The 24238-nt window shown below is 61.1% G+C and carries 19 protein-coding genes; 6 read left to right on the top strand and 13 right to left on the bottom strand.

Going from position 1 to position 24238, the window contains the following annotated elements; all coding sequences use genetic code 11:
• Positions 1 to 27: 27 nt before the first annotated feature.
• Positions 28 to 1449 (top strand): polysaccharide biosynthesis protein, encoded by a 1422-nt coding sequence (locus ACQZAB_RS09550; protein WP_428389274.1) that lies wholly within the window; start codon positions 28 to 30, stop codon positions 1447 to 1449.
• 107 nt (positions 1450 to 1556) lie between these two features.
• Here ACQZAB_RS09550 and ACQZAB_RS09555 read toward each other — a convergent pair whose 3' ends face one another.
• On the bottom strand, positions 1557 to 3839 hold the full coding sequence (locus tag ACQZAB_RS09555; protein ID WP_428389276.1) for a methyl-accepting chemotaxis protein: 2283 nt from the start codon (positions 3837 to 3839) through the stop codon (positions 1557 to 1559).
• A 597-nt stretch (positions 3840 to 4436) separates the two neighbouring features.
• Between ACQZAB_RS09555 and ACQZAB_RS09560 the strand changes: the two genes are divergently transcribed.
• The 3 genes from ACQZAB_RS09560 to rho all read left to right on the top strand — a co-directional run bounded on the left by ACQZAB_RS09560 (position 4437) and on the right by rho (position 8160).
• Positions 4437 to 5786, top strand: a complete 1350-nt coding sequence (locus ACQZAB_RS09560; protein ID WP_428389278.1) for a hypothetical protein — start codon at positions 4437 to 4439, stop codon at positions 5784 to 5786.
• Positions 5783 to 6418 carry a dephospho-CoA kinase gene (gene coaE / locus ACQZAB_RS09565; protein WP_428389280.1) on the top strand — a complete coding sequence of 212 codons (636 nt, stop codon included), beginning with the start codon at positions 5783 to 5785 and terminating at the stop codon, positions 6416 to 6418. The genes ACQZAB_RS09560 and coaE overlap by 4 nt, the downstream gene beginning before the upstream one ends.
• Before the next feature lie 188 nt (positions 6419 to 6606).
• The gene (gene rho, locus ACQZAB_RS09570; RefSeq protein ID WP_428389282.1) at positions 6607 to 8160 is read left to right on the top strand and encodes a transcription termination factor Rho; all 1554 of its coding nucleotides are present in this window, start codon (positions 6607 to 6609) and stop codon (positions 8158 to 8160) included.
• Here rho and ACQZAB_RS09575 read toward each other — a convergent pair.
• From ACQZAB_RS09575 to cdaA, 5 genes are all read right to left on the bottom strand, one after another.
• Positions 8157 to 9014: a hypothetical protein gene (locus ACQZAB_RS09575; protein WP_428389284.1), complete on the bottom strand. Its 858-nt coding sequence runs from the start codon at positions 9012 to 9014 to the stop codon at positions 8157 to 8159. The genes rho and ACQZAB_RS09575 overlap by 4 nt on opposite strands.
• Positions 9015 to 9046: 32 nt before the next feature.
• A complete protein-coding gene (locus ACQZAB_RS09580) occupies positions 9047 to 9676 on the bottom strand; it encodes a hypothetical protein (protein ID WP_428389286.1) in 630 nt (209 codons plus the stop codon).
• Positions 9673 to 10953 (bottom strand): glutamate-5-semialdehyde dehydrogenase, encoded by a 1281-nt coding sequence (locus ACQZAB_RS09585; RefSeq protein ID WP_428389288.1) that lies wholly within the window; start codon positions 10951 to 10953, stop codon positions 9673 to 9675. Before ACQZAB_RS09585 ends, ACQZAB_RS09580 begins: the two co-directional genes overlap by 4 nt.
• Before the next feature lie 96 nt (positions 10954 to 11049).
• Positions 11050 to 12057, bottom strand: coding sequence for a hypothetical protein (locus tag ACQZAB_RS09590; RefSeq protein WP_428389289.1), 1008 nt, complete (start codon positions 12055 to 12057; stop codon positions 11050 to 11052).
• A gap of 17 nt (positions 12058 to 12074) precedes the next feature.
• Positions 12075 to 12944, bottom strand: coding sequence for a diadenylate cyclase CdaA (gene cdaA, locus ACQZAB_RS09595; protein ID WP_428389291.1), 870 nt, complete (start codon positions 12942 to 12944; stop codon positions 12075 to 12077).
• Positions 12945 to 13095: 151 nt separating this feature from the next.
• On the opposite strand from cdaA, the gene ACQZAB_RS09600 reads away from it, so the two are divergent.
• Entirely contained in the window at positions 13096 to 14046 is a 951-nt protein-coding gene (locus ACQZAB_RS09600) for an AAA family ATPase (protein ID WP_428389293.1), read from the top strand.
• Positions 14047 to 14102: 56 nt separating this feature from the next.
• Positions 14103 to 14801 carry an ABC transporter ATP-binding protein gene (locus ACQZAB_RS09605; protein ID WP_428390154.1) on the top strand — a complete coding sequence of 233 codons (699 nt, stop codon included), beginning with the start codon at positions 14103 to 14105 and terminating at the stop codon, positions 14799 to 14801.
• Here the strand turns inward: ACQZAB_RS09605 and pgsA are convergent.
• The 7 genes from pgsA to ACQZAB_RS09640 all read right to left on the bottom strand — a co-directional run bounded on the left by pgsA (position 14790) and on the right by ACQZAB_RS09640 (position 24022).
• The gene (gene pgsA, locus ACQZAB_RS09610) at positions 14790 to 15401 is read right to left on the bottom strand and encodes a CDP-diacylglycerol--glycerol-3-phosphate 3-phosphatidyltransferase (protein WP_428389295.1); all 612 of its coding nucleotides are present in this window, start codon (positions 15399 to 15401) and stop codon (positions 14790 to 14792) included. The genes ACQZAB_RS09605 and pgsA overlap by 12 nt on opposite strands.
• Positions 15398 to 16708 (bottom strand): NAD(P)/FAD-dependent oxidoreductase, encoded by a 1311-nt coding sequence (locus tag ACQZAB_RS09615; protein ID WP_428389297.1) that lies wholly within the window; start codon positions 16706 to 16708, stop codon positions 15398 to 15400. The genes pgsA and ACQZAB_RS09615 overlap by 4 nt, the downstream gene beginning before the upstream one ends.
• A 13-nt stretch (positions 16709 to 16721) precedes the next feature.
• The gene (locus ACQZAB_RS09620; protein WP_428389299.1) at positions 16722 to 18401 is read right to left on the bottom strand and encodes a S1 RNA-binding domain-containing protein; all 1680 of its coding nucleotides are present in this window, start codon (positions 18399 to 18401) and stop codon (positions 16722 to 16724) included.
• A 102-nt stretch (positions 18402 to 18503) separates the two neighbouring features.
• A complete protein-coding gene (locus tag ACQZAB_RS09625) occupies positions 18504 to 19256 on the bottom strand; it encodes a hypothetical protein (protein WP_428389300.1) in 753 nt (250 codons plus the stop codon).
• A 4-nt stretch (positions 19257 to 19260) separates the two neighbouring features.
• The gene (locus tag ACQZAB_RS09630) at positions 19261 to 19863 is read right to left on the bottom strand and encodes a DNA-3-methyladenine glycosylase (protein ID WP_428389301.1); all 603 of its coding nucleotides are present in this window, start codon (positions 19861 to 19863) and stop codon (positions 19261 to 19263) included.
• The gene (locus tag ACQZAB_RS09635; protein ID WP_428389302.1) at positions 19856 to 21676 is read right to left on the bottom strand and encodes a cytochrome c biogenesis protein; all 1821 of its coding nucleotides are present in this window, start codon (positions 21674 to 21676) and stop codon (positions 19856 to 19858) included. The genes ACQZAB_RS09630 and ACQZAB_RS09635 overlap by 8 nt, the downstream gene beginning before the upstream one ends.
• Before the next feature lie 6 nt (positions 21677 to 21682).
• Complete coding sequence (locus ACQZAB_RS09640; protein WP_428389303.1) at positions 21683 to 24022, bottom strand: hypothetical protein; 2340 nt, start codon at positions 24020 to 24022, stop codon at positions 21683 to 21685.
• Positions 24023 to 24238 lie beyond the last annotated feature (216 nt).

Consider the following 24238-nt stretch of genomic DNA (forward strand, 5'->3'; position numbering starts at 1 on the left):
AGTCAGCGAACTCTGATCGCGGGGTCCTTGCTGGCTGTTCGTCAGACTTTGGCGTCGCTGGCGTTATCGGGTCCTGAGGCGGGGTTCCGGGTGGTTGGGGCGCTCCTTAGTGGCGTGGAAGAACCGGGTCTGGATATCGAGGTGCCCGTGCTGGGCGGGCTCGATAACCTCGCCGATGTGGCTCGGCGTCATGACATCGAGCAACTTCTGGTGGTTCTGCCTGCTTCGATGCGTGGCCGGACGTCCGAGATCGGTGTGATGGCTGATCGCATTGGCCTGGCCTGGCGGTCGCTGCCGACGCTCAATGACCAACTGCTTCACAGGTCGGCAACGGCTTCTGGTGGTTCGGCGGGCCTGGATCTGCAGGCTCTGATTGGGCGGGAAGTGCGTCCGCTGGACGAAGGGTCGCTGCGCTCGACGCTTACTGACAAGGTGGTGCTGGTGACGGGCGCCGCGGGGTCGATTGGATCGGAGTTGGCTCGTCTGGCGGCGGGCTACGGTCCTTCGATGCTGGTGCTGGCCGACCGATCTGAGAATGGTCTGTTTCAGATCGACGGGGAGTTGGCTCGTTCGCATCCGGGGGTTCTGCGTCGGGCGCAGATCCACGATGTCACGCATCGGACGGCGACACGGACCTTGTTTGGTACTTATCAGCCCGATGTGGTTCTTCACGCGGCGGCGCACAAGCACGTCCCCTTGATGGAAGATCATCCCAGTGCGGCTGTCGAGAACAATTTCTACGGGACGCGTTGGGTGGTGGATGCCGCGATCGACGCCGGTGTTGACCGGATGGTGATGATCTCGACGGACAAAGCGGTCAATCCCTCCTCGGTGATGGGCGCGAGCAAGCGTTTGGCCGAACTCTACATCCAGCATCGCTCTGCTGATTCGCCGACCACGCTCGCCATGGTGCGATTTGGCAACGTGCTTGGATCGGCGTGCTCGGTGTTGCCGATCTGGGCGGAGCAGTTGTCTCGTGGTGGGCCTCTGACCGTGACGCATCCCGAGATGACGCGTTACTTCATGACGATTCCAGAGGCTGCCGGACTGGTGCTACAGGCGGCGGGTTATGCGCAGGGGGGTGAAGTGTTTCTACTGGACATGGGCGAGCCGATCAGGGTGCTCGATCTCGCCAAACGCTACCTTCAGCAGCAGGGTCTTGAGGCTGACGTGGATGTGCCAATTCGGATCACGGGTCCGCGTCCTGGTGAGAAGCTATTCGAGGAACTGGCTTACGACAGCGAGGCCATGACGCCTACGGAGCACGAGCGGATCAGGATCTGGCAGACGACGCCACCTGATGCGGCATCGATGTCTCAGGTTTTTCGCACCTTCGACAGGCTGCGTGACGGTTCCGGGGCAGGGCCCTGGGACGGCACCTCGCAGGAGGCTGTAGCGACGGCGTTGCGGCAGGCGATTCCTGAGATGGTTCGAGCGATCGCAGGGTAGTTGGAAAGCCTAGGTTGCGGGGGTGATCTAAGACCTAAGAGAACCGCCCGATCGGTCGTCTTGGACGTCTCGGGCGGTCAGCGGGTTGTTTATCTGTTGTCTTCGGTCTAGATCTTGAACTGGCCCACGAGCTGCTGCAGTTGATCGGCTTTGCCGGCGAGGCTGGTGGAGACTTCGGCCGAGCCTCTCGCGGCCTCGGTTGATTCCTGGCCGATGACGGTGATGGCTTCGACGTTGCGTGAAACCTCTTCGCTGGCCGTGGACTGCTCCCGGCTGGCAGCGGCGATGGACTGGATCATGGAGCCGACCTGGAGGGTGTTGTCGACGATCTGGCGTAGGCTTTCGCCGGCTTCTTCGGCCTGGCTCACGCCCCGGCTCACGCGTTCGTTGCCGACATTCATGCCGCGGACGGCTTCGTCTGTCTCGGACTGGATGGCACGTATTGATTCGGCGATCTCTTCGGTGGCCTTGGTCGTTCGGTCGGCCAGCTTGCGGACCTCGTCGGCGACGACGGCGAAGCCTCGTCCGTGTTCGCCGGCCCGTGCGGCTTCGATGGCGGCGTTGAGGGCGAGGAGGTTGGTCTGATCGGCGATGTCGTTGATGACCGCGATGACCTCACCGATCTGCTCACCCCGCTGGCCGAGTGCCTGGACGCGTTGCGAGCCGGCGGCGACGACTTCGCTGATTTCACGCATGGCCGTGACCATCTCGTTAACGGTCTTTCCGCCGGTTTCTGCGACTTCGCCGGCCTGCTTGGAAGAGGAGGTGGCTTCTTCGGCTTTGCGTGCGACTTCGATGATGGAGGCAGACATCTCTTCCGCTGCGGCGCTGATCTGAGCAGCCTGATCGTTCTGGTTCTTGAAGCCGGTGGCGAGCTCTTCGCTGGCGGCGGCGATCTGTGCGGCAGAGGATGCCACTTCGTGGCTGGCTCCGGCGATCTCGGTGATGATGCCGTGGACACGGGCAACGAATTTGTTGAAGCCCTTGCCGAGTTGGGCGAGTTCGTCGGACCCCTGTTCGTTGACACGCACGGTCAGATCGCCTTCGCCTTCGGCGATATCGTTGACCCGCTCGACCAGCTTGCGGATCGGTGCGGTGAGCATACTTCCGAAGATGAGGGCCGCGAGCATGGTCAGTGCGAGGATGACCCCGGCGGTCAACATCAACTGGCCTTGCAGTGTGGTGGCTTGTGAGGTGGCTTCATCCAGGTCGATCTCGGCGACCATGGCCCATTTGGTGTCAAGGACAGAGACGGGACCGTAGCTGACGAGTTTCTGCACGCCATTACTGTCGGTCAGGATGGTTGTCAGGCGCTCGCCTTGAATAGCTTCGGGGATAAAGTCCCATTCAGACTTTGCGGTCAGGATGGTGTTGTCTTCGACCAGGCGGTTCTGGCTGCGGAGTGTGCCGTCGGCCGCGACCAGGTAGCCGATGCCTGATTCGCCTAGCCCGATCGGATTGCTGGCAATCGTGTTGATGCGATCGACCGGCATCTGGAAGACGGCGACGCCTACTTTCTCATCGCCATCGAAGACCGGACTGGCGATAAAGCTGGCCGGTGCGCCGTAGCTGGGTTCGTAGGCCTTGAAATCGACGAAGGCGTAAGCGTTCGGACTAGCGAGGCCTCTGGCCTGTCGGTAGGCATCGGCAAAGTTGGTGTTGCGATAGGGTCCACTCAGGAAGTTGGTGGCATAGTCCGTTTCCTTGAAGACCGAGTAGACGAGGTTGCCATCGAGATCGAAGAGGAAGATGTCGTAGTAGCCGAAGGCTTCCAGGTATTGCTTGATGACGGGGTGGTGCTTGGCGTGGATCTCGTGATAGCGGGCTGCCCCCTCGGCCCTGGTCAGTTCGTGCTTCGAGCCGACGGGGTTTGGGTTGTCTGACAGGTACGCGGCCTGGAGGATTCGTCCAGCAGGAGAGGCGGGGATGTAGGTGGAGGCTCCACGGAAATTGACGCCTGCTTCTTCCAGTCTGGGTTGGAATTCACCGGTGTAATAGGCCGTTAGTGAGTTCAGGTGGTCATTGGCCTGTGTTTCGCTTTCTGCTGCGATCCGGTCGAAAGCCTCAGTGAAGGCAACGGTGGCCTCGATGATCTCGTGGTTGTTCGAGAACGTGAGCATCTGGTTTTCGATGAACTGGAAGTAGTGCTGGATTTCGGCGGTGTGGAGTTCCTGCAGTGACGCGAGTTTGTCCTGGCTGGCAAGGATGAGTGCCTGGCGGCTCTTCTGGACGGCCAGGAAGCCCACGGCCAGCGTGCTGGTGAGCCCGATGGCTGCGGCCAGTGCGATGATCCGATGCCGGATGGTCAGGCGGTTTCTGTAGAGCCAGAGCAGGAAGATCAGGCCGACAGCAGTTGCGATGATGGCTACGAACATGAGCGAGTTGAGCATGACAGCCTTCCGTTGGTTGCGATGGCCGCGCTGGCAGGCGGCCTAACCCAAGGGTCGGATGATTTCATGTCGAAGATAAATGCGTCTCTTTGAATCGTTCAAATCAGTCGGCAGAAAGTGGAGCACCTCATCGTTGTCTCCGAACTCACGAGCAAGATGAACGCTTTGGACGTTTGCTCCCTTTGACGAAACGATGGCATCGTCCATGGCCTTCCGCGACTGATCGGTCATCCGTGGCTTTGGTTTTCTGGCTCCTGAGGCCGGCCGGGATAGTCGGGGTGAACGTGGGGCTAGTGTAGGAGGAGCATCCGAACATCTGAAGGCAGCCCTTGGCGGGCTCCGTGTCCAGACGTCAGAGAAGCACGTGGTCCGTAGGTTTGGTATGGCCCCGAGGCGGATGTTCAAGAACTCATCGGGACGGGTGGCTCTGCTGCTTCTATCTATCCGTGCCTGCGAATCGGGAGCCGTCGCTGGGCCGCTGGCGACCCGATCGATTCTCGGGTTCTGTTTATGGCCAAGCTCTTTGCGCAGCTTCTCGCGGGCAGGCTTGTTGCTGCTTAGGATGTAGCTTGTTGGGGTTGAGGCCGGGAGTTCATTTTGAGTCGACGGACCAGTCACTTTCTGATCACCGCTTGCTGGACGGCGTTCTTCCTGCTGGTTGTCGACATGCCCGCGCGTGCTCAGTGGGTGGAGGTTGACCCGCCCCGATCGCTGGCGGTGCAACTGCAGGGTGGTGAGCGGCTTAGAGGCCGGATGGTGGGATATGACGAGCAACATTTCAGGTTGCAGCTGGGTGGAGATGAGGTCAGAGAGATCCGCTGGGATGCGTTGTCAGCTGCCAAGGTCTTGACGATTCATCGGAGTCTGCTCAGGGATGTCGGTGCCGAGCCCTGGCTGCGTCTCGGGGCGTTGCTGGGTTCGATGGAGGACGGGGCGGCTTCGATGGAAACGGCGCTGGCTCGTGCTGAGAGGCTTGATGAATCGGTGGCTGATCGGGCTCAGGCCATCCGCGAGGGGGAGGGTTACGAGCCGCCCGGGGATCTGACTGAGGGTGATGAGCGCACTGGCGTGGGAGGAGGCCACGAACACGGGCAGCAGGGCCCGGTCATGGTTGGTGGTACCGAGGCCAGCTTCTGGGGCAATTTGTCTCCTGAGTTGATGGCGGCCTCAGTCGATGAATTGAAAGCCTACGGCGAGGCGGTTTCCACTCAGCTTTCGAAGCCTCTGGCTTTGCAGGAGACGGAGTACTTTCTGTTCTACTCCGACCTTCCAGCGGCCGAAGCCCGTCGATGGGCCAGTCTGCTGGATCGGATGTATCGACGGCTGTGCGGTTTGTTTGAGGTGCCTCGGAATCAGAATGTGTTCCGTGGCAAGGCGTTCATCGTGGTGTTCAGTCAGCCGGAGGATTACTACCGGTATCACGCTGAGCTTTATGGCTTCAATGCTACGCAGACCGCTGGGCTGTGCCGGGCATTCGGCAACGGTTACGCCAAGGTGTCGTTCTATCGACAGCGGGATATGGATGACTTTGCCTACATTCTGGTGCACGAGACGGTGCACGCCTTTCTCCACCGGTTTGAATCGCCAGAGCGGATCCCGAGTTGGGTCAACGAAGGCCTGGCAGAGTTGATTGCGTCTGAGATGGTTGAGAAGAGCAGGCTTGACGACATCCGCTGGGTGCGTAGCAGCCTCCCCGGTTTGCGTCAGCTTCGGGGGATGGGCGGGATGACGTACTCGGAGCCGATTGCCGGCTGGCAGTATGGCGTCGCGCACCGGTTGACCGCATTCATGATCGAACAGGATCGTGGACGGTATCGTGCTTTCGTGATGGGCATCAAGGAGGGACTCTCCTGGCAGGAGGCTCTGGAGGATCGCTACGGCATTTCGCTTGAGCGTCTGGTGGCCGCGTGGGGGGAGACGCTTGGGATTCAGGGGATGCGGCCGTGAAGTCTGAGACGCGTGGTCGGCCTCCTGTGGTCATCGGCCTGATGGGTGGTCCGGGTTCCGGCAAGAGTCTGGTGGCGTCCATCTTTGCCGAGCTGGGCTGCCGTGTGATTGATGCCGATCGGCTTGCTCGTGAGGCGATCGAGGACGCTGAGGTCAAGGAGCGGTTGCGGGATTGGTGGGGAACTGACGTGATCGACGATGATGGGCGGGTCAACAGAAAACGCGTGGGTGAGATTGTCTTCGCTGACAGCCGTGCGAAGGCGCAGCTCGAGCAGTTGATTCATCCCCGAGTTCATGCCGAGCGCGCTCGCCTGCGGGCACTGGCCACACAAGACTCAGACGTGCAGGCTGTGGTCGAGGACTGCCCGCTGCTCCTGGAGGTGGGCCTTGATCGAGACTGCGATGTCCTGATTTTCGTAGATGCCCCCCTGAGCCTGCGGCAGGAGCGTGTGGCCGCGGGTCGGGGCTGGTCGGCCGAGGAGCTATCCCGCAGGGATGCCAGCCAGTTGCCGCTTGACAGCAAGCGGGATCGTGCCGACTATATTCTCATCAATGACGCGGATCCCGATCATGCTCGGGTCCAATCAAGCCGCGTTCTTTCCCTGATCCTTAAGCAGCATGCCGATCGGTAGCTGGTCTCCGGCCCTTCCGATCCACGCCTTTTGCTTCGATGCGAAGTAAAAGGCCTCCCGGGAGCCTGCCCGGTGTGCTGAAGTCGGATCGTTTCCCACGATGCCGGTTGAATTCTGGCACGTATCACGTTTTGTTTTCCCCCAGCAACATCAGCGTGCGTTACATCGCGCCCCGAGGACTCAGACCGATGGCCAGTCAAGACAGTTCGGTAGAAGAGAAGAAAAAGAAGCAGGACGCGGGCCCCGAGGACGAAACAGCCCCGAAGACGTCCGGGCAGGGGGGTGGCGGACAGCGGAAGAAGCGAACCGCTCGCCGGACCAAGAGCAAGAGCGGCGGATCGAGCGGCGGCAACGGAGGCAGCGGCGGTGGACGGCGCCCCCGCAAGAGCGAGCATCCACAGGGTCCGGATGGCCACAAGACCGATGAGTTGCTCGAAGCGGAAACCCAGGCTCGCTACGACGACGCCAAACAATCCGGGATCACCGTCTCGGATCTTCAGGCGTTGACCGCAGAAGAACTTCACGAACTGGCTAAGAAAGAAGAGATTCCTGACCACGCGAAACGCACCCGTCAGGAGCTGATCTTTGAGATCCTCCGGAAGAAGATCTCTGGTCAGGGGCTGATGTATGGCGAGGGCGTCCTGGAAATCCTGCCGGATGGCTTTGGATTCCTGCGAAGCCCGGAATACTCCTACCTCGCCTGCCCAGACGATATCTACGTCAGTCCCTCGCAGATCAGGCGGTTCGGGCTGAAGGTCGGGCATGTGGTCCAGGGGACGATCCGGCCGCCGAAGGAGTCGGAACGCTACTTTGCCCTGTTGCGGGTTGATGCCATCAACGGCCACTCGCCCGACAAGCTCAACGACATCGTTCCCTACGAAGACCTGACGCCTCTGCATCCCTACGAGCGCCTCGTGATGGAGACGCCCAGCAATCCCGACAACGTCGAGATGCGGATCGTCGATCTGGTGGCACCGGTTGGCCGTGGTCAGCGCGGATTGATTGTCGCCCCGCCACGTACCGGTAAGACGGTGCTCCTGCAGAAGATGGCGAACTCGGTCATCAAAAACTTCCCGGAAGTTCGTGTGTTTGTGCTTCTGATCGATGAGCGGCCTGAGGAAGTGACCGACTTCAAGAACAACACCCCCAAGGATGTCGAGGTGATCGCTTCGACGTTCGATGAGAACACGACCCGTCACGTGCAGGTCTGCGAGATGGTGATGGAGAAGGCACGCCGTATGGTCGAGTATGGCGAGCACGTCGTGATCCTGATGGATTCGATCACCCGAATGGCTCGTGCTTACAACGCCGAGATGCCGCACTCCGGGAAGATCCTGACGGGTGGTCTGGATTCGAATGCGCTGCAGCGTCCGAAGAAGTTCTTTGGCTCGGCCCGAGCCATTGAGGGTGGCGGTTCGCTCACGATCCTGGCGACCGCACTGGTGGACACGGGTTCCAAGATGGATGACATCATCTTCGAGGAGTTCAAAGGCACCGGTAACTCCGAGTTGCACCTCGATCGGCGTCTCGTCGAGAAGCGTGTTTACCCTGCCATCGACATCGCGGCTTCGGGCACCCGGCGTGAAGAGCTGCTGATGGACGAGAACGAACTGAAGCTGGTCTACCGGCTTCGCAAGGTGCTCGCCGACATGAACGTCGTGGAGGCGATGGAACTGCTCAAGGGCCGACTCAAGAAGGTGGCGACGAACGCGGAGTTCCTGCTGACGATGTCGCTGGACTAATCGCTCACGGTCCAGTTGAGGGTTTCGTGAAGTTCACGAACATCGCCAGGAATCCGGCCGACCTGGCCCGGGAAGACAAACCAGGCCGGTGGTCGCTCGGGGTTGATGAGGTCAGCACGTTCCACCGAGGCCGCTGGGTCACGAAAGCGGAAGATAGATTTGTAGAGGGGGTATACCCGAACGCCTTCGGCCAGCTCAGGTGCCGGTGGCAGCCAGAGTACCAGGGAGGTATCCACGGTGTCCTGCTTAACCCGATCAAAGGTGAGCAGGAGCGGCGAGGTGGGTGTGCCCTCGTATCTCGGCTGGACCAGCACAGCGGGGGCTTCTGAGAGCGCCCGCTCGAGTTGCTGCTGGTCCTTGCTCCATACGGCGAGCAGATAGCGGGTATAGAAATGCTCGCCGTACTGATTGGTCAGTGCCTGAAGAGCCTCGATATCGGCTGGCGTCGGGTTGCGAACTTCGGCGTAGGGTTGCTGAGCGATCTTCGCGGCGGCTCGTACCAGTAGTTCTTCTTCGGTCGGGATATCGAAGGGGATCGGTTTGAAGATCTCGTTGTTGCGAGCGGACGAAACCGTCCCGCGTCTGAGCGTCGTCTCGCGCACGTTGAGTGCGGTCTGCTGCCAGACCCTCAGTCGTTCGTCGAAAGTAATGGTGGTATCACCGTCGGCCTGGGGTTGCGTGTTGAGCAGCTGATCGGTGGGCGACCAGGTGGCAATCATGATGCGATAGCTGAGAATGGTGATCGCGGGCACGAGGATGAACAGCGATAAGGTGGCGAGGACGGCGATCTTGCCAGCCGTGAGTCCTTTCGGCGCTGGTGCGTCGAGTTCAGTTTGAGCTCTTTCATCGGTCATGGCGGATCGTAGGTGGTTTGCTCTCGCCTGTGTCAGCCCTGTCGGCCTTCGATGGCACATAGCAGGATCGCGGCGGCGATACCCAATCGGCGATCCAGTCGTACCTGGTCATCGGCGGTGAAATCGAGATCGATCTTGGCGATGAAGGGGTTGAACCGCTGTTTGAAAATGGCGACCGTAACGTTGTCGATCGTGGCGTGAAAGGCCTGGGGCATGAAGAAGCTGACATCGACGATGCGCCTGACGATGGCTTTGAGCGCCGAGTCTTCCTGGATGATGCCGTACTCGTTGCCGTCGGGATCGAGGATGGCCCACTCGTCTCGAAAAAAACTCGTGAAGCCTTTACGGCGCAGGGCCCCGATAGGCTCGCCGGAGACAGAGTCGGTGACGTCATAGGTTGTGCCAAAATCCAGCACGGTGCGTGCCTTGATCGACATGAGCTCGCGCGTCTGTTCCCGATCGGCGAAGATGCGGATGTCCTCTCGGAGGCGAAGGGCTTTGAGCCGGGCGTAGAAGGCGAGATCGCCCTCTGGATCAAAGATCGAGAAGTCGTCGCCAAAGACACGCAGCACCTTCTTGCGGAGGAGGTACTGCGTGTGCGCGAATCGATCGAGGTCTGCCTCCTGCTGGGTTGTCGAAGCGTCGATCGCCTGGCTGTTCAAGGTCGTATCTGTCCTTGTCCGTAGGCCACCCACTGGGTGGTGGTCAGGTCATCGGCGCCCATCGGGCCCCGCGCGTGGAGTTTGTCGGTCGAGATGCCGATCTCGGCTCCCAGACCGTACTGGAAGCCATCTGAGAAACGGGTCGAGCAGTTCACAAAGGCGTTCGCCGTATCGACCTCGTTGGTAAACCGATCGGCCGCTTGAAGGTCTGAAGTGACGATGGCGTCGGTGTGCCTGGAGCCGTAGCGATTGATGTGATCGATCGCCTGATCGAGGTCCTCCACCACCCGCACGGCCAGGATTCTATCGAGATACTCGGTTGCCCAGTCCAGATCGGTGGCGGGCTTGACCGAATCCGCGAGTGACTGGATCGGGACATCGCCGCGGATCTCCACCTGCTCGGCCAGCAGGGCTTCGATGATGCGTTTGCCGATCCCACGATCGAAGGCCTGCTGATGGATCAGGAGGGTCTCCGTCGCATTGCAGACACCTGTTCGGTGGGTTTTAGCGTTGATCGCGATCTCGACAGCCATGTCCGGGTCGGCGGATGCGTCGATGTAGAGGTGGCAGTTGCCGGTGTAGTGCTTGATGACAGGAATCCGTGACTGCTCGACGACGGCTCGGATGAGCGATTCGCCGCCACGGGGTATGCAGACGTCGATCAGCCCTTCCTTCGACAGGAGCTCGCCGACGGCCGCACGGTCGCTGACTTCGACGAGCTGGACGGCATCTATGGGAAGGCCTGCGGCTGTCAGTCCCTGTCGGACACAGCTGGCGATGATGGCGTTCGAATGGCGTGCTTCCTTGCCGCCTCGCAGAATGGCAGCGTTGCCGGCTTTCAGACACAGGGAAGCAGCGTCAGAGGTCACGTTCGGTCGGGACTCAAAAATAATGAGCACCACGCCGATCGGCACCCTGCGTTTCTGGAGGCGGATGCCATTGGGCAGGACTTTACCAGACTCGATTCTGCCGACCGGATCAGGTTGACTGGCGACTTGACGCAGCGATTCGGCAATGAGATCGATGCGGGCATCGGTCAGCGCCAGTCGATCCAGCATGGCTGATGAGAGTTGGTTCTCTTGGCCGGCTTCGAGGTCGAGGGCGTTTTCTGCCTGCAGCTGCTTGCGGTGGTCAAGAATGGCCTGGGCCATCTCGCGCAGGGCCTGATCGCGCTCGGCACCCGTGTGCCGGGTCAGCGCGCGTGAGGCGGCCTGGGCTTTGGAGGCAAGCTGATCGCAGTAGAGGGCCAGTTCGGTATCGGGATTAGCTGTGGTCATGGGCTGTTTTCGTGGGATCTGATGGATAAATACACATTCTAGCCCGCCCGCTCGATCAAGCGGGTAGCGGCCAGTCGTCTCAAGATGGATCGCCGGCTACCGGGGGAGGGCGGTGGTGCGGCGGGAAACCGTGATCGTGACGGGGAGCAGACTCTCAGCATCCGCCGTGAGGTTCTCCGGGGCCACAAGCACCGGCATGAGAACGAGGATCGGCGGCTGCGCGTCTGCCGCGGCCTCTAACTGATCTCTGGTGGGCCGTAACTCCACGTAGACCGACTGCTCCCCCGCTCTGGCTTCGGCGATGGCGTCGATCGGACCAGTCAGCGTGATGCTGGGCAGGAACCGATCGCTTTCGGGCACCGACAGGGCAAAATCTTCGGCCAGCCCTATTGGCAGACTGAGCCGGAGGGGTACGGCGGTCAGTTGCAATGAATCATTGGCCTGTCGATAACTGAAGGTCACACGGGCATTCTGGGGTTCGATCGCCGTGAACCGGGATGCCGTAGCAGGGGATGGGAGCAGTCGAACAGTCTGGGTGCGCTCCTCGCCCTCAGCCAGCCCGGCGATGTCGGCCGCTCCCAGTTCGGCTAAGGCATAGGCCTGATCTTCGGTGATAGAAAGCGACACGGGATAGGTCAGCGTGGCACTAGCGGGCTCTACGATGGTGGCGCTGCTCAGTTCGAAATCCAGTGTCGTGACCCGTATCGGCACCGTGATGGTTTCAAGGCGGATCACCTCGATATCTGCGGTCGCGGGATTGCTGTCCTGGATGGCGATACCGAGATCGAACAGTTCAGTTCTTGCCAGTTCCTCATCGAGGAGCAGCACCTGACTGTCTCGAAAACCGGGAACAGTGTCGTCGATGGTCAAAACCAGCGGTTGCTCCGCTAGTTGATCAAACTCGCGCTTGATGGCTGGCGAGGCCTTGAAGCTGACAGAAATCCGATCAGGTCCCTGGTAGTCAATAGGGGCGCCGGAACGCGTCTCGAACCGGATGCCGATCTGCTGATCGGTATAGACCGAAACAACCCGCCCCTCGGCGTAAAGCCAGACCAGCACTGTAACCAGAATGACGGTCAGGATGGTTTCGATACGTTCGCGCACGCTGTCGCAGCCTTCCGTTACTTGCCTGAGAGGGTTGTTCGCGTTGCGGTCCCGTTCGACCCGTTGTCGCTGGCAGAGAGGCTTAGCTCACCAAAGACCTTGTTCAACTCGGGACGGATGTCATCTGCCGTCAGGTTTCGTCTGAGAACGCCCCGCTCTGCGATCGAGATGATCCCGGTTTCCTCAGAGACAACGATGATGAGCGCGTCGGCTTCTTCCGAGAGCCCGATCGCGGCTCGGTGTCGGGACCCCAGTTCCTTGGGCAGGTCTTCTCGCTCGGAAAGCGGGAACTGAGCCCCAGCGGCCACGATCCGATCCCCTTGAACAACGACGCCGAGGTCGTGGAGGGCCGAGCCCGGCCAGAAGATGGTGTTGAGCAGTTCCTTGCTGATTTCGGCATCCAGCCGGGTGCCGACTTCGACGATCCCGCGAAGCCCAACCTGGCGTTCAATCGCGATCAGGGCACCGATCTTGTTGCGAGCCAGATACTGGATGGAGGAGGCGATCTCTTCAACAACCCGTGCTCGACGCACGCCGCCCTGGGTGAAGAAGCTGGCTTCACCCAGACGCATGAAGGCTCTGCGCAGTTCGGGCGCGAAGACAACCACGAGCATGACCGAGACGAGTGTCAGAAAACTGTCGTAGAGTAGTTTGAGGCGGCTAAGACTCTCGTCGCCTGCAAGCAGTTGGATCCCGACCGTCCCGACCACCAGCACCAGAGCCAGCCCCTTCACGACACGCGCGCCACGTGTGCCTCGCAGGAAGCGCAGAATCAGTGTGACGACGAAGGCGATCACCAGAAGTTCGAAGCCAACCTGCAACGGCTCGGTTTCTAGGTAACCGAGTAACCTGCGTAGTAGATTGAGCAGTCCGAAATCTGTGTCCACAGCTGAGGGTCGTCTGAGTGATGAAGATGGGTGACAGTGCTTCTCTCTATTCTATCGACACTTACAGTCCAGAAGGTCCAGATAACAGCCGGCTTGCTTCCGCCGGGACGAGCGGCTACCCGGGCTGAGGCAAGCTGTATACTCGCCGGCAATGCCTGAGCTCCCCGACCACGTCATGCCCGCCATTGAAAGGCTCCGCGGGAACATACGCGAGTGCTTTCTGGGCCACTCAGAAGCGATTGATCGGGTGCTCGTCTGCCTGCTGGCAAGGGGGCACGTATTGATAGAGGACGTGCCGGGCGTCGGAAAAACCACGCTCGCCACGGCCGTGGCCAGGAGCATCGATGGCTCGGTGGTCCGGCTTCAGATGACCCCTGACATGGTCCCGAGTGACATCCTTGGCGTCACGCTCTGGGATCAGCACAAGGGCGAGTTCACCTTCAAACCTGGCCCCATTTTCTGCAACGTGCTAGTCGCTGATGAGATAAACCGCACGACGCCAAGGACACAATCCGCGCTACTCGAGGCCATGAGCGAGTACCAGGTCTCTATCGATGGGCAGACCCGCAAGCTCCTGGAGCCTTTTCTGGTGGTCGCGACCCAGAACCCCTATGAGTTCGAGGGAACGTATTTCCTGCCAGAGTCGCAGCTCGACCGATTCCTGATGCGCATCCGTTTGGGTTATCCGCAGCCCGAGGACGAAGCCCGTGTCTTGGTCGCCGATCCTACCCGGACGGCCATGTCAGGGCTCAAGCCCGTGATGACCGCCGAGGAGGTTGTCCGGCTGCAGCGGCTCGCTGACGAGGTGACGTTTGATGCGAGATTCGCCCGGTACATCGTGGCTCTGGCCAATGCGACCCGGCAGCATCCACGGCTGCAGATAGGGCTGTCCACGCGTGGCTCACTCGCGCTGGTGCATGCGGCCAAGGCTACGGCTTTGCTGGACGGACGAACCTATGCCGTCCCCGATGACGTGCTGGTCAACATCGTGCCTGTGTTGGCACACAGGGTGGTGGTTCGTGGCCGTCTTCGTGAGGAGGATGGCGAATCGATCGAGGGCCTGATCCAGCGGATCATCGAGTCGGTCCCGTCGCCGGTCTAAGCGACTTCTGAATCGTCCGGAGCTAGGCTCTATGAAGGAGTTTCGCGGTGCCTGACATGGTCGCAGAGTTTCGCGGGGTGACCAAGGTGTACAACGAGGGTACCAGTGCGCCTGTGGTCCGTGCCCTTCGTGGCATTGAATTGGATATTCCCAGGGGGCAGTACCTCGCGATCATGGGCCCGTCGGGCAGCGGCAAGAGCACCCTCATGAACATTCTGGGATGTCTCGACCGGCCGAGTTCCGGCGACTACTTCATCGATGGCGAGAACGTGGCCGAGTTTTCAGACGAGGACCTGTCCCGTGTCCGAGGTAAGCGGCTCGGTTTTGTGTTTCAGGCCTTCAACCTGATCACGCAGCTCACGATCGAGGACAATGTGCAGGTGCCGCTGTTTTATTCTGGGGTTTCACCATCTCTAAGAAGAGAGCGCGCTGCGGCTGCTTTGGAGCGCGTCGGCCTCCATGACAGGATGGGGCATCGGCCGACTGAGTTGTCTGGCGGTCAGCAGCAGCGTGTGGCCATAGCGCGGGCTCTGGTGAACGAGCCGAGCCTGCTGCTGGCCGATGAACCGACCGGGAATCTGGATTCCTCCACCGGTCAGGCCATCCTTGAGATGTTCGACCAGCTGCATCAGCAGGGTCTCACCATCGTGATGGTCACACACGACGAGGCGGTAGCCGAGCGTTGTCAACGCGTCGTACGAGTGCTCGATGGGCTGATCGATAAGGACGAACTGGTCGCCGGCCTAACGGCCTGAACCAACGGGATCTTCCTGTTGCCTGAGCATCACCGCTGCGCCACGCACGTACGGCCAGCCGGAAATGAGCGTGGCGGCCGCCATGCCGATCAGCAGTCCATCTCGCAGCAGAAAGAAGCCTGAGGGATTTTCAGCGGCTGGGTCCAGGGCCATGCCGAGGATCGCGATAGGCAGCGCCACCGATTGAAGAATCATCTTCAGCTTGCCGGACCATCGGGCCGAGAAATCACCGCCGGATGACTCGACCACGCCCCGCAGGCCCGTGACGAGCAACTCGCGTAGCAGCAGTGTGGCCAGGATCCATGCCGCGACGCCGGTTTCGTAGTGATCCAGGGCCGCGAGATAACCAGCCGTGCCCAGAATCAGGAGCTTGTCAGCCAGAGGATCCACGATTCTTCCGAATTGGGAGATGGCCTTCCAGCGCCTGGCCAGATAGCCGTCGAGGGCATCGGTCAACGCGGCCAGGACAAAGAGCACGAGGGCGACCCAGATAGCGGCATCCTGCTGGTAACGATCGGCCAGGTCGAGACTCACCAGAACCATGAGTGTCATCACCAGCCTGGCGATGGATAGGGCGTTGGGTATCTGGCGGTGGTTCAAACGGCGTCTCGATTTACGGGTGCTGCCAGCGAAGGTTCGAGCAGAGAACGGGCCGCGTGCTGCCCGGCGAGGTGTCCGGATGCCCAGGCCCACTGGAAGTTGTACCCGCCGATGCGGCCATCGACATTGAGAATCTCGCCACAGAGGCTGAGGCTGTCGCAGACCTTCGAGGCCATGGACTTGAGATGAACTTCGGAAAGCGGCACGCCTCCAGCCGTTACCTCGGCGAACAGATAGCCGCGATCCCGCACGACCGGGATCGGCAACTCTGTCAGCGTTCGGATCAGGAGATGCCGGGTTTCTTTCGTGAGCTGGGCCATCACACGCCTTGGATCGCAGGCAAGCACGTGTGCAATGATGGCTCGGGCCAGGCTGTCGGGCAGATTACGCCGGAGCATCGTCAGGATGGTCGATCCGGCATCGCTGGTAATCGCCTGGCGCAGGCGACGGTCGGCGTCTTCGAAGCTGGCACCGTCCAGGAGATTGAGCGTCATCGAGGCGGCGGCATCGTCCTGACGGGCCTGCGTCAGATGACGGCTGAGATTCATCGGGATCGGCCCGCTGAGCCCGAAATGGGTGAACAGGCAGGGGCCATGCTCCCGGTGCAGGATCCTCCCGTTGCCTGCGTGCACCCGAAGCTCGGCCTCGACAGCCAGCCCGGACAGCGTGGTCAGCCAGTGAGACTCGGGCAGGACCAGCGGGACCAGAGCCGGCCAGGTCGGATCGATGGTGTGCCCGAGTGCGCTAACTAGTTCGTAACCCTTACCGTCTGAGCCCGTCTTTGGCAGACTCTTGCCGCCCGTGGCGATCACGACATGCCCGGCCTCGAAGCATCCCGCAGAGGTATCGATCTCGAAACCACGCATTTGCTGCTTGATGCTCAGTACGCGGGTTTCGGTGCAGATATCGACGCCCGCCTGTTTCGTCGCCCCGATCAATGCATCCAGCACGGTTCGTGCCGAATCGGTGGTCGGGAACAGCTTGCCGGTTTCTTCCCGCTTGAGATGGACATTGAGCTCACGGAAGAAAGTGACTGTCTGTTCAACCGTGAATGCCTTGAGCACCTTGTTGATCGCCGGTCGGGAAGCACCCGCGTAGTCCTCGGGCTTCACAACGTCGTGTGTGACGTTACAGCGACCGCCGCCGGCCACCAGGATCTTGGCCCCGAGTTTCTTGGCACCATCGAGCGCAGCGATCCGGAGCCGCCCGTGGCTTTCACGGCCCGCGGCGATCGACGCCATCAGTCCGGCCGCCCCCGCGCCCACAACGACGAGGTCGTAACGCCGTCTGTCGGTAGCGTCTGTCACTCGCGGCCATCCATCAGGGCTTGAGGTCGTCCAGACTCAGGCTGCCGAGCCCCATGCCCATACCGCCGGCGTTGCCCAGTCCGCTCTTGAGGTCCTTGGGAGCCTGTCGTTTGGCTTTCCCAAGATCACGGGGCTGATGCTCGGGCTCCTTGCTGGCCTCGATCGGTTTATCCACACGCTTCAGCGAGAGCTTGATCTTCCGCTCGCCTTCGTTGATTTCGATCACCCGGAACTGTTTCGACTCGCCCACCTTCAGGACTTCATCGACTTGATTCACCCGTCGATCAGCGAGCTCCGAGATGTGCACAAGCCCTTCGACCCCTGTTTCGAGTTCGATGAAGGCTCCAAAATCGGTCGTGCCGATGACCGTGCCCTCGACCACGGCGTTCTGCGGGTACTTCAAGCCCGCACCCTGCCAGGGATCGCTGCTGGCGGCTTTGATGCTCAGGGACATCCGCTTCTTGGCAGCATCGATGCTGATGACTGAGAGCTTGATGGTGTCGCCAACACGCACCACATCTTCGGCCTTGCCGATGCGCTTCCAGCTCATCTCGCTGATCGGCAGCAGGCCTTCGACGCCTTCGCTGACTTCGACAAAGGCCCCGAAGTTGGCGGTGCGCGTCACACGCCCGGTCACTTCTTCGCCGACAGAGAATCGCTCGGCGACGCCTTCCCAGGGATCGGGCTCGATCTGCTTCAGCCCGAGACCGATACGAAGCCCCTTCTCGCCTTCCTGAATCTTCAGGACCTTGACCTTGACCACATCGCCAACCTTGGCCACATCCGAAGCCTTCTCGACCCGGGTGTAAGTCATGTCGGAGACGTGTACCAGCCCGTCTACACCGCCAAGATCGACGAACGCCCCGTAGTCCGCGACGCTGGAGACCGTGCCCTCCCGGATCTGGCCGACTTCCAATTCAGCCAGCAGCTTGGTCTTTGCGGCTTCGCGTTTCTGCTGGAGGTACTGACGGCGACTCAGCAGCACCTTTTTGGACTTGCGATCGATCTCCTGGACCATCGCTTCGAGCTTCTCGCCGACCAGGGCTTCAAGATCATCGACGTGGTGAAGGTCGATCTGGCTGGCCGGCATGAAGGCGCGGATGCCGCCCACCATTTCAAGCTCGAGGCCACCCTTGTTCGTGGACGTCACGCGAGCTTCCACCGCAGAACCGGGCGTGAGCTGCTCCCAGGTCGATCGGCTGATTGCGCCCTCTCGTGAGAGGTAGATCAACCCCTCGTTCTCATCGACGCGGTCGACCACGAAGTCCATGACGGACCCGAGCCTCGGGGCGCGCTCAAACTGGGGTAGCGGCACCAGGCCCTGCATCTTGCCGAGTTCGCCGCTGAGTTCGACGAAGACATCCTCGCCACGGATCGCAGCGATGCGTCCGCGGCGGATCTCGTGGTGCACGGCCTCGGGTTCGGCCTTGGGGGCCTGCGCTTCCGAGATGGAGGCTTCCATCATCGCATCGACTTCGGCGTCAGAGACGGCTTCGAGGTCTTCGGCATTTGGTGCCTGCGAACCGCTGCCGATCTGGTCATCGGGTGCCGCTGACGCCTCAACCGCTTCTGTGGGCGTGGCCGTAGCCTGTTCTGCCGCTGGGGAAGGGGTCGCTGGCGGGGTATGAGCCGGTTCGGTCGTTGCTGCTTCGTCGCGGTCTGCGTTGGACAGGCCACTGGGCTGATCGTTCACGTGGGAGCTTCTCCTGGCTGAGGGCGTGGGATCACGTCGATCCCCTGTGCAGATTAAACCGAGCCGGCTTTCAAGGCCACTGGTTTCTGGTTTGAATGGCTGTTAACCAGTGCTGGCGGGTGGTCGGCCGCGGGGCAACTTCTCGGGTTCCGGGTGCTTCAGGGCATAACTTGCCCAGGCCTCATCACAATCTTCAGGCGACATCGGTTTGATCCCCGCAGGCAGTAAGCGCGTTCGTATCGGGAGTGCTTTCGCAGCCTGTGCCAGGGCAAAGGCGGTCGCTCGAGGGTCCGCCTGTAAGCCTTCGGGCCCGGACTCCGAAATCACAGCCATCCCGTATTCACTCGCGGTCGCCAGAGCACGGTACGCTGCGGTCTGATTCTCCAAACCGTAAGAGGTCATCACAAATCTGCCGGAGGTGTTCAGGGCCAGCCATTCGGCGTCGTTCGCGGTTTCGCCGACAAAGCCATACGCACCGATCTCACCCCTTGCCCTCGCATCCACCAGGGGCTGGACCAGACCGCCTGCTTTCAGGTCACGGATCTCATCGAGTTCGAGAGCGACCAGATCAATGCTTGAGCGTCCAAGTGCCGAGAGCCAGTCCTTGATGCTGGCTGTCAGGTATCTGGCGAAAGCCGGTTCCCTGAGCACGACAAGCACGGGCAGCCCGGTGAGTTCTTTGGTTACGCGTGCCGCGTCATCAGGTGTCATCTCCGCTCGTTGATCGAAAACGATCAGGCTTGGACGACGATGAATCTCTTCCGCTGCATCGGTGAGCAGCCCGGCCGACCAGGCGCAGGGGCCGGTTTGGATCCCGGTTTCACCTAGCGGTTGTAGAGGCCAATCGTTTGACATGCGTTCACTTGCGGCTCAAACAGGGGTGGTCACGAACGCAGAATCGTAACGGCCGATCGACCCAGTCGCCTGCGTAATCGATGCCGATCCGGGGCGTGCGCATGATTGCATCGTCCAAATACGACTCAGCCTCTTCCAGCCAGAGCCCCTTATAGGTGGTCAGATCGATGCCATTGAGGTCTCGGCCGATCGCCAGTGCCGAGCAGAGCTTGGCGGGGCCGGAGGTCAGGTCACGGTCAACGCGTGCGGCGCGACGGCGTGAGCGCATGTCGGCAAGGCCTTCCGAGGGTTCCAGGGCACGGATCAGAACAGCCTGTGGGTCGTCAACTGTGGCCGCCACGATGTTGAAGCAGTGGTGCATGCCGTAGGTGAAGTAGACATAGGCGTGTCCTGCGTCGGCATACATCGCTTCGTTACGAGCCGTTCTTCTGCCCTCGTAGGTGTGCGCTGCGGCATCGATCACGCCGAGGTAGGCCTCTGTCTCAACAATCACACCGCTCAACCGGTGTTGACCATCGGTGGACCGCACGAGTCGTTGGCCTATCAGCTCGCGGGCCAGGCGTTCAGCGGGCTGTTGATAAAACGCCCGTGGCAGCCGATCAGGCATAGCTGTGCAGACCGGCAAGCAGCATGTTCACGCCCCAGTAGCACCAGAGCATGACCACAAAGCCCAGACAACTCAGCCACGCCGTGGTGAGCCCGCGGTCCTTGACGCCAAACCTTGCATGGATCGCGATCAGGTAGATGATCCATGTGATCAGCGCCCAGGTTTCCTTCGGGTCCCAGGCCCACCAGCGCCCCCACGCATGATCGGCCCAGTAGGCACCGAGCAGAATGCCGACGCCCAGCAGCCAGAAAGCCAGCTGCAGCACCACCATCTGAGCTCGATCCAGATCGCGGAGCAGGCCCTGACGGCCCTTGGCGGGCGGGTCGTCCGAACTACCGCTGGAGCCACCTGCGATATCAATGGCGCCGACCCCGGCTGCAGCCATGCGCATGGATGCCGGGCCACGGAGGTAATGCGTCGAGAGGTAGAACAGGCTGACGAAGAAACCGAGTGCGATGAGCCCGTAGCTGATGAGCACGATGTTGACGTGGATATAGAGGATCCGGCTGGTGGCCAGGATCCCGGCCACCTTGCCCGGCTCGGCCGAAGGGATGTCGAAGGTGTTGGCCACCATGAGCGAGACGGCACCAAGGGCTGTCGCCGCGGCACCGAACATCCAGGCTCGCTGTGTCCACATAAAGAACAGACCGACCAGGACCGCGAACCAGGTCACGGCGATGAACGACTCAAACTGATTATGGATCGGCCAGCGACCTGTCAGGGCAACCCGAGCGAGAATGCCGAGAGTGTGGATGACAAAGCCCAGCCCCCCAAACACCGCACCGGTCGCGACCAGCCAGGGCCGGCCGGTGGCAAAGGCCAGCAGCAGACAGACGGCACCCACGAGATAACCGATGTAACCGATCGTAAAACGCGAGGTCGCGTTATAGAGGTGTTCCACGTCCAGCGTCCACTGAGCCGGGTAGGTTTCGGGTCGGATCAGCGGGATCTTGTACGTCAGCGCACCGATGACCTCGTTCACGGTCGCGGCATCACCCAGACGCCAGTTGTCGCCCAGCTGCCGCCACAGATCGGACACCAGCAGCGCACGCTCGGCTGTTTCAGCCTGAGCCAGCGGGCTACCATGCACATGCGCTTCGAGAGCGTCCAGAGGGTTGTGCCACTCGTTGTCCGCAGGGAGAGGGCTCACCAGCAGCAGACGCCGTTCAACGCTGTTGAGTGCGTCGATGGCGTTGTAGATCTGGTCGAGCCCCTTCTGCAGCCGGAGATCAGACCCGCGGCCCGAGATGATGGCGATAACCTCCGGGCTGCTCATCAGATTCTTCGAGAGTCGGCCGCGTTTGAGCCACGCTTCCTGCTCATCGACGGGCAGGTGTGCCACCAGCTGCCGACGCAGCGGCAACACCTCGACGTAAAGCAGCGGGAGATCGACGTAGGTGTCCCGCATGAAGAGGATGTCCAAGTAGGTGAACACCGGGTCCTCATAACCGGTCTCGGGGTGCTTGAACCGGTGCTTGCCGTAGAGCCGTTCGAGCTGCTCGCGGGCCAACGTGTCGAGAATCTTGACACGCCCCCCATCGAACACGGCTAGTCGCCGAAAACCATCCAGATTCAGGGCTTCTTCGAAGGCCTTGCGCTGTTCAGCGGTGCGCGGACGCGGGCTGATATCCAGCCATCCCTCGATGCCGTGACCGTGAGAGGAATGGTCTTCGAGCATCTCACTTGGCGTTCCGGTTGGCGCATACTCAGGCAGGCTGTTGCCATCCACGTTCGGACGCACCTGGGCGAGCGATCCGGACGACAACAGAGCGACAAAAAAAGCTGCAAGGGCAATCCAGCGGGCGAGCATCATGCGTCATCAAACTCCGGTCGAAGCCATTTCCGGCTTGTTCTTCTGCTCATCGGCAGGGGGGTGGTGAGAAGCATCGGTCACGACAGCGGGTGATTCAGCCGCATCGGGGCTCTGGCCGCCATCACGCTCACTGGCAAGGGCTTCCTGCAGTTGACGTTTACGACGCTGAACCATCCATGGCTTGACGTAGAAGGCCCAGGGCACACCCGCCACCATCAGGCAGGAACCGATGAAAATGATCTGAATCCCGACGTTGTTGCCGACGCCGATGATGGAAAAACGTTGCTGATTGATGAAGCGACCCTCTTCATCCCGCGCCTCAATGGCGGGATCGGTGGTGTCGCCCGGGTCCCAACCCACCTGGCTGAGTTTTAGCTTGCTCATCACCCAGCCCACGCCCTCCGTCGACGTACGGTAGATCACAGGGTTGTTCAGGCTCGGCGTGTAGATCTCGGGAGCACGCATCAGCGTGCGGTCCTGCGGGTGCAGGTCGCCAATGAGCAGGTCCGATGAGAAATCGCGTGGGACTGGCGGGTGGGTATCCGGATAAGGCACCATCTCGAAGTCATCGAGGGCGATGCTGAACGGCAGTTCGTGCTGCTGTCGGGCAAAAGCCAGTGTGATCTCGCCCACACCCGGGATCGCCACCGTCTCCGGCTGGTTCTTGCCCGCCGGGTAACGCGGGTACCGCATGTGATGCAGCATCACCAGTTCTCGAAACGGTGAGCCGTCCGGCAGTTCCGCCGTGACCTCAACCACCATCAGCGCAGCCGTGTAGCCGCCGATGTCTTTCGGGTCACGCTGCGGCCTGGGCGTGATGGCAGGCTGACGGACCTTCGCAGCCTGCTGGCTGGCTTCGAGCAGGTGAACCCAGAGCATCCGCCCGATCGGAAAGCGATCTTCAACCAGGGGCGCACGAAGCGGGGCCGAGTTGGGCAGGTGCGCCAGCAACTCGAAAGGCTGCTCAGGCGTTTCGGGGTCCCAGAGGATCCGGAACTGCGGCTTCGAACGGTCCAGATAAACCAGCCGGATGGAAGGATCGGGATCGCGTCGCTGGCCGAGCGGCCCGACGTTGGGGTTATCTGGCTGAGGCACGAAGTCCTGGGAGCGCTCGGGGAATCGGTGCATGGTGATCCTGCGGAACACCTCGTCGCCCAGCTCGACCCGGACCACAGCACGCGTGTCTGTTGCCTCCTCGTAGCCGGGCGTCACAAATGGCAGGCCGTAGGGCCCGATCTCTTCGATCGCGAGCCTGTAACCGGTCTCGCCGAGATTGAGCAGCTGACCCTCTTGAATCGAGAAAACTTCGCGATACCCGGTGCCGGGAATCTCGACGATCAGCCCGTGATCGCCTGCGAACTCCTCCATGAGATCACGCACGCGTCGCTCGGAAACACGGGTCAGCAGCTCGATATCCGCGTGGTGTGTTGTCTCGTAGCGCTCGCCCGGCACATCCGCAGCCAGGAGCAGCAACTGCTCAGGCTTCAGCGTCGATGTGTCTGGTGTCTCCCGGGTTGCCAGCGCGATCTTCACCGCTGGGCTGGTCATCAGGACCTCGGCATCCGGAGCGTCTGCCGGCTCCATCGCCCAGGTCTGCTCGATCTCTGCGTCGGGATAGAAGCCAACGACCCGGATCCCCACGTGCTCGGGCAGCAGCCCCTGAATCTCGTAGCGATCGGTCAGGGACATGTCCAGCATGCCCACGTGGTAGTCGTTGTAGCGAGGCAGGTCTGGCACCGGCAGCATCGCGTTGCCATAGCCCTCCAGCGTCACAAACACCGCAGGGTTGACCGCGTCGTAGAAGACCTTCTCGAAGCCGCCGCCCAGGTCCCTGCGGAAGAGGATCGTGTCGCCTTCCACCTTGAAACTGCTGTAGAGAATCGAACCCACTGCCAGCGTCACGATGCCGGTGTGAACCGTGAGCACGCCAAGGTTCTGCAGGTTGAATTCGATCCGGCGAATCGTCGCCCAGACCATGTTGACCACAAAGAGCATCAACACCAGTTGCAACGGCCACCAGCTGTAAAACTGCAGCTCCGTCATCTCGAAAGCAGGCAGCTGGTAGATGATGGTTCGCCCGTAGTAATTCCAGGACTTCGTGTGCGTGATCCAGTCGTAGGCGTAAAAGCTGCCGAGATAGGTCAGGTACCCGCCGAAGATCACAATCGCGATCCATCCGAGTACCGAAAGCCACCGCGGCAGCCCTCCCTGGATGAAAGCCAGGAACAAGGCCGGTGGCCCATAGACGCCAAGGCCAATCAGCCCATAAATCAGACCGAGTGCCAGGAAGCCGACAGGCACGGAGGCGACCGTGCCGTAGAGGGCGATAAACGTCAACAGGATCACGGCCAGGCGGATTGAGCTAAAGGCTCGGGTCAGCCAGCGCAGCGGGGCTGGTAGTGCCAGGTCATACTGCTTTACACGTTGGTATTTAAGGCTCACAGCGTGTCGTCGGAATAGCGGGGATGGTTGGGGATCACCACGAGGGAACTGGCCCACGTGCTAAAGTAAAGCACTATAGCCCGGATTGGGGCTATCGGGCCCGAATATCGCAACAGCGAG

The sequence above is a fragment of the Mucisphaera sp. genome, from assembly GCF_965279675.1.
Lineage (GTDB): Bacteria > Planctomycetota > Phycisphaerae > Phycisphaerales > Phycisphaeraceae > Mucisphaera.